General features: G+C 41.1%; 12 protein-coding genes. 6 read left to right on the top strand and 6 right to left on the bottom strand.

Annotated features, from left to right (window positions below; translation table 11 throughout):
* The coding region (locus VB797_RS15645) for a hypothetical protein (RefSeq protein WP_323238625.1) at positions 1-558 on the bottom strand (558 nt) is incomplete at its 3' end.
* 327 nt (positions 559-885) lie between these two features.
* Here VB797_RS15645 and VB797_RS15640 point away from each other — a divergent pair.
* Positions 886-1,053, top strand: coding sequence for a hypothetical protein (locus VB797_RS15640; protein ID WP_323238624.1), 168 nt, complete (start codon positions 886-888; stop codon positions 1,051-1,053).
* Positions 1,054-1,259: 206 nt separating this feature from the next.
* Here the strand turns inward: VB797_RS15640 and VB797_RS15635 are convergent, their stop codons facing one another.
* Positions 1,260-3,521, bottom strand: coding sequence for an ATP-dependent RecD-like DNA helicase (locus VB797_RS15635; protein WP_323238623.1), 2,262 nt, complete (start codon positions 3,519-3,521; stop codon positions 1,260-1,262).
* A 214-nt stretch (positions 3,522-3,735) separates the two neighbouring features.
* On the opposite strand from VB797_RS15635, the gene VB797_RS15630 reads away from it, so the two are divergent.
* Positions 3,736-4,227 carry a hypothetical protein gene (locus VB797_RS15630; protein WP_416350876.1) on the top strand — a complete coding sequence of 164 codons (492 nt, stop codon included), beginning with the start codon at positions 3,736-3,738 and terminating at the stop codon, positions 4,225-4,227.
* Here the strand turns inward: VB797_RS15630 and VB797_RS15625 are convergent.
* From VB797_RS15625 to VB797_RS15615, 3 genes are all read right to left on the bottom strand, one after another.
* On the bottom strand, positions 4,224-4,670 hold the full coding sequence (locus VB797_RS15625) for a GUN4 domain-containing protein (RefSeq protein WP_323238621.1): 447 nt from the start codon (positions 4,668-4,670) through the stop codon (positions 4,224-4,226). The two genes, VB797_RS15630 and VB797_RS15625, sit on opposite strands and share 4 nt — an antisense overlap.
* A gap of 124 nt (positions 4,671-4,794) precedes the next feature.
* The gene (locus VB797_RS15620; RefSeq protein WP_323238620.1) at positions 4,795-5,919 is read right to left on the bottom strand and encodes a site-2 protease family protein; all 1,125 of its coding nucleotides are present in this window, start codon (positions 5,917-5,919) and stop codon (positions 4,795-4,797) included.
* 149 nt (positions 5,920-6,068) lie between these two features.
* Positions 6,069-6,452 (bottom strand): hypothetical protein, encoded by a 384-nt coding sequence (locus tag VB797_RS15615; protein ID WP_323238619.1) that lies wholly within the window; start codon positions 6,450-6,452, stop codon positions 6,069-6,071.
* A gap of 173 nt (positions 6,453-6,625) precedes the next feature.
* On the opposite strand from VB797_RS15615, the gene VB797_RS15610 reads away from it, so the two are divergent.
* The 3 genes from VB797_RS15610 to VB797_RS15600 all read left to right on the top strand — a co-directional run bounded on the left by VB797_RS15610 (position 6,626) and on the right by VB797_RS15600 (position 7,493).
* Positions 6,626-6,808 carry a hypothetical protein gene (locus VB797_RS15610; RefSeq protein ID WP_323238618.1) on the top strand — a complete coding sequence of 61 codons (183 nt, stop codon included), beginning with the start codon at positions 6,626-6,628 and terminating at the stop codon, positions 6,806-6,808.
* A 101-nt stretch (positions 6,809-6,909) separates the two neighbouring features.
* The gene (locus VB797_RS15605) at positions 6,910-7,104 is read left to right on the top strand and encodes a hypothetical protein (protein ID WP_323238617.1); all 195 of its coding nucleotides are present in this window, start codon (positions 6,910-6,912) and stop codon (positions 7,102-7,104) included.
* 71 nt (positions 7,105-7,175) lie between these two features.
* On the top strand, positions 7,176-7,493 hold the full coding sequence (locus tag VB797_RS15600) for a hypothetical protein (RefSeq protein ID WP_323238616.1): 318 nt from the start codon (positions 7,176-7,178) through the stop codon (positions 7,491-7,493).
* A 124-nt stretch (positions 7,494-7,617) separates the two neighbouring features.
* Here the strand turns inward: VB797_RS15600 and VB797_RS15595 are convergent, their stop codons facing one another.
* Positions 7,618-7,743, bottom strand: a complete 126-nt coding sequence (locus VB797_RS15595; protein ID WP_323238615.1) for a hypothetical protein — start codon at positions 7,741-7,743, stop codon at positions 7,618-7,620.
* 364 nt (positions 7,744-8,107) lie between these two features.
* On the opposite strand from VB797_RS15595, the gene VB797_RS15590 reads away from it, so the two are divergent.
* The gene (locus VB797_RS15590) at positions 8,108-9,556 is read left to right on the top strand and encodes a calcium-binding protein (RefSeq protein WP_323238614.1); all 1,449 of its coding nucleotides are present in this window, start codon (positions 8,108-8,110) and stop codon (positions 9,554-9,556) included.
* Positions 9,557-9,612: the final 56 nt, after the last annotated feature.

Raw genomic sequence — 9,612 nt, 5'->3', positions numbered from 1 at the left:
ATCGCGATTCTTACTCCATTCCTCAAACTCCTGCTTATCAAGGGTTTGGTGTTTTTCTTTAAGAGTGGGGATATTAACGTTAAGTCTCAGCGCCAACTTTTGTTCGTCAAGCGGTTCTAATTGGGCTGGTCTACCGCTTTGGTTGTAGGGATTGCCCGAATTTTTGTATCGCCGCTGGTTATTTGATGCTATTCCATTACGAGAAATCGCGCTCATTGCTCCTTCTAGTTTAGATAGGCGATCGCTAAATGTTTCTAATTTTTCTTCAACTTTAGTTAATCTTTCTTCTGTCCGAGAATCGGCAGCGGGGTTGTCAGTTTGAGTTGTATTACCATGCCCGTTGATGCTGTGAGCTAGGTAATATAAATCTTCTTCGACTTGTTGCAAGCGGATTTCTGTACTCACTTCTACACCCGGTACGCTACCTAAAATTTGGTGCAGTCCTTGAATTACTAAATCTGTCGCCGTAGTGCCGCGTTCCTTTGCAGCATCTCGAAGTGCATCAGCTAAGGATTTGGGGAGTTTGAAGTTAATTGATTCGCGCTCTACTCGCGTCATATCTACACCCAGATATATACGGTTATGTAAATAGCTTATAACGCTCCGGGATATGCATGATTATGAAGAAGAAATTCGAGAAAATATTAACGCCACGTCGGTCTAACAGCTTTAAAAACAGTGGTTGTATTATTATTGTAGAATTATAATTGCTAGTTTCTTCGCCCAGGTCGTAGGTATGTGGCTGTTGAGATTAGATGAGTCCGTTAGTTAGAGATAATCTCTACCGATTGTAGTAGAGGTTAAACTGTCCTTTGGTGGATTCTCTTAATACTAATGAAGGCTATCCTATAGAAAACTTCGTAAAAATTCTGGAAAGAAAAATAAATGGAAGGTATCGCCGCTCTTGCTACTGCTGCTATTGTTGTTGCTACTTTTTTAACTGCATTTACGTTAATGACTATATTCTTGGTTTTTGGTACAGTTGCTTTTTGCCGTAATGAGGCGTTTGAGGTAGGAGCATTTGGCGCTAATTTTAGTTATAAAGGAGCATAAGTCACTCATTTAATAAAATAACCACAGATGATTAAATCTTGTGTTTCAGTACAAAAAAGCTTGCACAACATTACCGGGGTAGGCTTTAACTATTTAATAACAAACGGGCATTAAGCCAGGATATTTGTAAAAAGCTGCAAGACGATCAGATATTGTAGCGTTTTTATCGATACATATCATTGTCTCGTCGTAGACGAGCGATCGCACTACCGCAACCCGACTTGAGCCAACCGTTGCTGTAATTGCGTATACCGCTCTTTCTGATTAACCGATACTCCTTCGGAGTCACTTCGTGAACGCACCGCCATACCGATCGCTTTCTTCGACCCCACTATAATCGCCAACTTCTTCGCCCGCGTCAGACCAGTGTATATTAAATTACGTGATAACATCATGTAGTGTTGCGTATATAATGGCATAATTACCACCGGATACTCCGAGCCTTGGCTTTTATGGATGGTAACGCTCCACGCTAGGGCAATTTCGTTAAGGTCGGCGTAGTCGTATTTAACATCGCGTCCGGTATACTGCACGATTACTTCTTGCTCTTCGGTATCGATGTCAGTAATAAATCCCATGTCGCCGTTGAATACTTCTCGCTGGTAATCGTTAGTGAGTTGAATAACGCGATCGCCCGTTCTAAAAACCATTTCTCCCCGTTTGATTTCAACTTTTTGGGGGCTGGGGGGATTGATTAATTGCTGCAATACTTTATTAAGGTTGCGGGTTCCCACAAGTCCCCGGCTCATTGGCGATAATACCTGTACGTCAATAGCGGGATTAAAACCAAGTTTGGGAATAAAATCAGCAACCAACTCACTAATTGCCTGTACGCCATGCTCCGGTTGATATCCGCCACCGTGCCACAGACAATCGGTTTGGGGAGTTTGAGAAATCGGTTCGATATCTGGGTAGTATCCTTGGTTGATTTGGTGAGCGTTGGTGATAATTTTACTACTCGCAGCTTGGCGGAATACTTGCGTTAAGCGTACTACAGGCACTTTACCCGAATTGATTAAATCGGCGAGAATTTTACCAGGTCCCACGGATGGCAGCTGATCGACATCTCCAACAAACAGTATTTGTCCGTCTTCGGGTACGGCTTTAATTAAACTGTACGCTAAGAATAAATCCAGCATACTAGCTTCATCAACTATCAATGCTTTTTGGGGTAAGGGATTACTCATGTCACGTTTAAATCCCATACTTCGGGGGTCGAACTCCAACAACCTATGTACAGTTTTGGCTTCTAAGCCAGTCATTTCGCTTAAGCGTTGTGCGGCTCGTCCCGTAGGTGCAGCCAGTGCAATACTTTTACCCATCGCTTTCCATAGTTCTACAATGGTGCGGGTACAAAAAGTTTTACCAGTACCGGGACCACCTGTGATTACCGTAACTTTAGAGTAAGCTGCTATTTCTACAGCTGCTTGCTGTTCGGGTGAAAGTCCAACTCTACGACTTTGAGTAAACCGTTCTAACCAAGAGCGGACGCGGGGAATATCTGTATCAATCCCTCTCATTAAACGTTGATTAATTAATAATGCTAAATTATGTTCGGTATTGAAAAATGCCGGATTATAACAAAGTAAAGTATTATCCGCATTTTCTCGAATTAGTTCATCTGCAAGCGACATCTTAAGAATGATTTGGGCGATCGCATCCTCCGATGGTTCGTGAGAGTCGCATTTGAGCAGCGCGATCGCACCTGTTACTAACTCCGGCTGTGGTAAATAGCAATGTCCGTCTTCAGCAGCTTCACTCAATACGTGAGTCATACCAGCTTTGTATCTAAACTCGGAATCGGGAGCTACACCCAAATTACGAGCAATTTTATCAGCACTAATAAACCCAATACCGTAAATATCAGTAGCGAGTTGGTATGGGTTGTTGGTGACAATTGCGATCGCTTTGTCACCATATTGCTTGTAAATTTTTACTGCATAGGTAGTGGAAACACCATGAGTTTGCAAAAATACCATCACTTCCTTGATAGCTTTTTGGGTTTCCCACGCCTTCTGAATCATGGCTATACGCTTTTTAGCAATGCCGTTGACTTCACACAGACGTTCGATTTGATGTTCGATAATATCTAAAGTTTCTAAACCGAAGTGATTAACTATACGTCTAGCTGTTACTGGACCAACCCCCTTTATTAATCCGCTACCTAAATATTTTTCTATTCCTGTAATCGTTGCAGGTTTGGTTTCTTTGTAATTAATAACTTGAAACTGAGCGCCATATTGGGGATGTTCGCGCCAAAACCCGGTTAGTTGCAGCGTTTGACCGGGTTGAATGTTAGCGAAGCTGCCGACAATTGTAACTAAATCTCTCGCCCTGGGGAGTTGCATACGCGCTACAGTATAACCCGACTCTTGGCTGTAAAAAGTTAGGCGCTCTATTACACCTGTTATCGATTCGTGTTGTTGTGTGGCGTTTAGCTGGTTTGAACTTTGTGCAGCAGGTATCATTTTCTGAATATTGTTGGCACGCGGTAATTATAACGGATAGCCGAACTAAGTACAGTAATTGAGGTCGGTAATTGTACATTTGTATCATATATGATTTGACTAAATACCGATTTCAGCAATATCCCTTCATATGTAATATATATATTCATCCAGAGTTCTTTAAGGAGGTCGGGCAATAAATAAAGTAGTGAGACTAGAAAAACAACGCGCTCCGATATTATTTTCGTTGCTAATTTCTGCTGCGATCGCTGGTTGCAGTAATGTAACTACAAGCCAATATGAAGCTACAGCGCTTACAACTTATACGTGGCAAGTAAAATATGCCAATAATCTAACAACGGAACCATCACCACGAAGAGAAGAATTTGCTACTACTTCTTTGCTCAATCGTAATGGGTTGAAACCATCGGGAGCAGTTACCGGACCCGATGACCGAGGTTTATGGTGGGCTGCACTGCCACCGCGCCCAACAGTTGATGAGGTGGAACAACGTAAAGGTTCGCAACAAGAAGCAAGCAAACCCGAACTATTAAAATCTGTAAAGTACGAATTTATTTATTCAGACGGTACGCAACAAAGGACATTACCTACAAACTACGATGTTTACAGGCAAGTAGTGAAAGCTTACCCAGAGCGATCGCCCTTAGAACTGACTTTGGGAGTAGGGGATAATTCGGTAGAGAAAGCTGAACCAGTTAGTAATTAAAAACTTTCGTCCAAACAATCGACTAACTTTGACGGTAAAGAAGCTGCCCAACCGATCGCAATTTCGCTGTCTAACTTGTAGAATGGTGCGGCGGGTAAATGTCCGGGTAGGGATTCTAAATTAAATTTTAGTTGTGAGTATAGTTGCCACTTATAGTTTAAGCGCCAGCCTATAGCATCGCTAAATTTGATGTAATTTTCCCCTACAGTCTTCCAAATTTGACTTTGAACGGTGAAACCAAAATGTCCTTGGCTGTGGTTTGCCCATAATTCGTCAATGGTTTCGAGATTAAAACAAGAAAGCGCGACAAAATCTTGTTCTCTGAGCCAGCCTGCATCAACGCGATTAGTTATTTTAAGTATTATTAAATTCGTTTCTTCATCAGCATCGCGCCATTTATTTGATGCAAGTAGGTTTTCAAGATGCGTGTAGTCTATATTCACAGTTACACTCTACATAGATTTAGTGTGAATTTTATATTATCTCTATCATCTTTAAATGACGAATGAAGCTCCATGTCTATGTCGCTTCATTACATCACTATTAATTATTTACTAGTTTGAGGAATTAGGCAGGATTGTCCAGCATTCTTTTCTGTAGCAAACTAAGAATTGCAGCTTTTTCTAAAATTCCTACTAACACACCATTGTCACGAATCACGGTCAGTGCAGATAGTTTTTGTTGTTCGATTAACTGCACTACTTCTAATAAAGGCTGGTCGGCTTTTACTGTAGTAGATTCGGCAATTGGTCGCATTACATCTTTAACTTGAGTTTCCGACCATAATGACGTTGCGGTGTCACGAAAATTGTCAAGAGATATTGCTCCTAAGAGTTGTCCATCACTGTTGGTAACTAAAAACCGCTGCCATTTTTGTCCGCTTACTATTTGCTCGTCAGCAAACTCTCTGAGGGTAAGGCTATCAGCAACAACTGGGCTATCGCTACTCACCGCATCAGCAGCAGTTAAACCCGTAAACTGTTCTTGCACCCTTGCAAATTGGGCTGCATTACCAGCATTTCTCAATAAGAAGAAACCAATTAACAAATTCCAGAAGTTAGCAAAACTACCCGCTAACAATAGTGGAAGCAAACCAGAAGCGATCGCAATCCAACCAAAAATTTGTCCAACTCGGCTTGCAAAAACCACTCCTTTGTTGGGATTACCTGTGATTTTCCAAACTACCGCTTTAAGTATATTCCCACCGTCTAAGGGCAAGCCAGGAATTAAGTTAAATAAGCATAGAGCCAAGTTAATAGAAGCGAGCAATCCCAAAATTGCTGAGAATACCCCAGAGGCTCCAGTACTAAAACCAATTGCTGCAAATACACCAAATAACAACAGGCTAACCAAAGGACCTGCGATCGCTACCCAAAAAGCAGATGCTGGAGTACTTGATTCTTTTTCTAAACTTGCCAGACCACCAAATATAAACAGGGTGATGGATTTAACATCAATCCCTTGACGAATGGCAACAAAACTATGTCCTAGTTCGTGGGCAACAACAGAACCAAAAAGCATCAAGGCTGTCATTAAACCCAACAATAAAGCAGACCCACTCCCCAAATAAGGAAATGCACTTCCTAGTCCGGTGCCATAAGTCCAAGTCACCAAACCCAATATTAAAAACCAGGATGGGTGAATGTAAAAGGGAATTCCGAAGAGGTTGCCAACACGTATTGTGTTATTCACGGCGTTTACCTGTGTTTTTTACATTGAGAGGTTGTATGATGGTTCTCTCAATAAATCCATAGTAACGAAATGTTAAGCAATTTTAATGTTTGTAACTGTAGTGGTGTCCGTCTGTAAAAGTGCGGTTATGCGATCTGAGTAGCATTACCCTATGCCGAATCGTCCATCCACCCGCAGTTTTCGCAATCCCAATGCACTCTTGCAGTGAAGTCCCTCTCAAACTCTGCTCCACAACTGGGACATAACCCAGTAAACATTGGATGATTATCTAATAACCACAACTTTTCTTCCCGGCTCCAGCGCTGCGGCGGCTGGATAATTTCTTCGCCTAAGTAGGTAACACGCTCAATTACCAATTCATCATTTACATATCTTGCACCTTGGGGTTCCCACAGTTCTCCTGGTTCAATATCGGGGTCTGGTGCAAAGTGATGACATAAATTATCATCGGGACCATTGGGAAGAACGGCGCAAATAAGGTAGATGTTACCGGAATAAAAGCGACAGCGATCGCACTTTGGAATTTTAGGCATAACAGTACGCATATACTTAGTTCTAGCTTGCCCTAAAAAGACGATAAAGTTATCAAAAAGTTATTCGTCTTTAACTTAGCGTTGATAATAAAAGGCTAGATTAACTTGTTTTGTAGCGCTTTTTGCTATCCTATATTTGTAAACCACTTTTAAAGATTATATGGTTAACACTTATGGCAGGTAGAAAGAAGTTAGACCGTGTAAGTCTCCATGCAAGGGTTGAGCGGGGAACGGGAGATAAGCTAAAAGAGATTGCCCAAATATTAGGCTATATCTACAATGATGAAGGTTCAACTGGTCAGTTGTTAGATGCGATCGCGTCAGGTGAATTAATATTAATAAAAAGCAAACAATAGAAATGATATTGATAAAAGTGGTAATCGTTAATTAAGTAAAAGTGGTAAAATTATTCTGGGGATAAAAAATCCCCTTTTGTGTTTTAAAAGGAGGTGAATGATTGAGCAAAAATGGTAATGGTCATCGAAGTATTTGGAATCCCGTTAAAATCTTTATTCGTCTGGTTCTTGGACGTTGGATGAAAGAAGATAAAGTAACAGGTGAAAGATACCTCGTTGACTCGGAAGATGTTATCAGAGATTTGGATGATATTGCGGACGAACCGCAAGACGAATCTCAAGATGATGTCAACTAATTAAGCCCGTAGTCCCTGGTTAACGGCTAGGGGCTACTTCCTTAGTAATTTTATTTTAAACAGATATTTTTATGTTAAGTTCCGATACAATCATTCGTCCAGTTTACTATCAAATTATTGAGCGTCGCGGCAAAATCTGGGCATTCAAGGAAGGTGAAACATTTGTAAACTGGTTTAACGCCCCAGATTTGGATATGGAAGACTTGTTTGCTTTATTCGATACTTCGATGGAGAAAATTGCAGCGGAACTGCGGCGAATTAATGGTGCGAAAAATGGTTACTATATTGCCAATATTTTAGATAAAAAATATTACTATTGTGGCGTTGAATGGGAAGACGTAAAGTTAAAGCTAAGGGAATTGGGGATAGGTAGACCTGACCCAGTTTAAGTTATTTAACTTCTAGTTGATACACCCGCGTTGATGAGTGTTCGCTCATCATTCGCCAGTAATACCCCTGCGGTGCGGACTTATCGCATTCACATAAATTACTGTGACTTAAACCAAATAATGATCATTCTCTACCATCAGAACCATCGGGAAGAACGGCGCATACAACGTAGGGATTGCCGGAATAAAAACGACAGCGATGCCTTCGGCGGTTCGCGAAGCGACCATCGCACTTTGGGATTTTAGGCATAACAGTACTAATATACTTAACTCTAGATTGCCCTAAAATCGATGCGAATTTATCAAAAAGTTATTCATCTTTAACTTCTAGTTGATAAACCTGCATTAAACAAAATAATCTGGGTTTCAGCCATTCTTTAACCCCCTCAGATGCTTATGAATAACTAGTACAAGTTATAAGCTTTGTTAATGTATTTACCAATATTACATTCTTTAAAACATTAGTCGATCAATTTCAACTTCATCAAAATTTCTCATTCGCAGGAAAAAGGTAAAGCTATAATCGTCACGCAACTAATATTACATACGTAGGCGAGCAGAGCCGCAGGATACCACAATACCTTTACCCGTACATAAAGATACACACAAAAAATATGGAAATTACTACAGGCAACGGCAATGATAATGTCATCAGACCAGTTCTAGTTGATGGAAAAGTATTTCGTAGCAATGATACTATCAAAACTAATGGAGGCAATGACACGATTAACGCAGGACTTGGTGTTGATGACTATGTAGATGGTGGTTCGGGTCTTGACCACCTGATCGTAGACTATTCCGTTGATGATACGGGTAGTAGTATGTTTTTTAACAGCACTTATGGCACTTCCGGTACTGTTTATCGGGCTAGTAGTGTTCGTAATTCTAGAAGGTTGGATTATACTTACTTCAAAAATATAGAGAAGTTCACTGTCATTGGTACTAGCAAAGATGACACCATCAAAACTTACTATGGAACAAATGTGATTAAAGCGGGTGCTGGTAATGATACTGTAATTGGCAATGCTGGCACTATTGACGGTGGTTCGGGCTTTGACTACCTCACCCTTGACCTCTCCAAACAAAAGATTAACCTCAACCTCTCCAATCTTTCAAATATCAACGTCCCTGGTGTTGTGACTGCCACCAATTTCGAGCGGTTTTCTATTACTACAGGTAGTGGCAACGATGTTGTGACCCAAACTGGAATCCTTAATGGTGCAGTGCTTCGGGCTGACGACACGATCAGAACTGGTGCAGGTAACGACGTAATTAATACCGGATTGGGTAAGGGCGATACTGCTTATGGTGGTGATGGTCGCGATCGCCTGATTGTAGACTACTCTGCTGGTGATACGGGAAGTGGTATGCGTTTTAATGCTGGTAAGTCTAATGGTACTGCTTCTCGATTTGTCAGTAGTACAAACTCCACTCGATTAGATCACATCTTCTTCGGTCAGATTGAGGAGTTCACTATCCGAGGTACTAGCAAAGATGACTCTATTACCATTCTTGCCGTTGGTGATGACATTATCAATACAGGTGCTGGTAATGACACAATTAATACTGGTGCTGGTAATGACAGCATTGACGGTGGTGCTGGTAATGACATCATGGATGGGGGTGCTGGTAATGATACCCTCATTGGTGGAGCGGGTAATGATACCCTCATTGGTGGAGCGGGTAATGACATTTTAACTGGTGGTGGTAACAACGATTCCTTCCTCTACGACGCAGGAGCTATTTTTAATAGTGCAGCTATTGGAATTGATTCCATTACAGACTTTACCAAAGGAAGCGATAAAATCGTTTTAGATAAAAGCACATTTAGAGCCTTAAAAAGCTCTGTTGGCAATGGGTTTAGCATTGGTAGCGAATTTGCCATAGTTACTAGCGATGCTGCGGCTGCAACCAGTGCTGCCAAAATTGTCTACAACCGAGGTAGTGGGGATATTTTCTACAATGAAAATGGAGCCTTAGCTGGCTTTGGAACTGGAGCGCAATTTGCAGAATTGACTACGAATCCGTTACTATCTGCATCAGATTTTGTGCTTAGAGCTTAATTTTTTTAAGTAAAAAGGTAAAAGAAGAAATGTTATTTACTAACAATATCTTTACC

It is taken from the genome of Rivularia sp. UHCC 0363, assembly GCF_034931125.1.
GTDB lineage: Bacteria > Cyanobacteriota > Cyanobacteriia > Cyanobacteriales > Nostocaceae > Rivularia.
The sequence above is the reverse complement of the archived record's forward strand: the minus strand, read 5'-3'. Positions and strand labels throughout refer to the sequence as shown.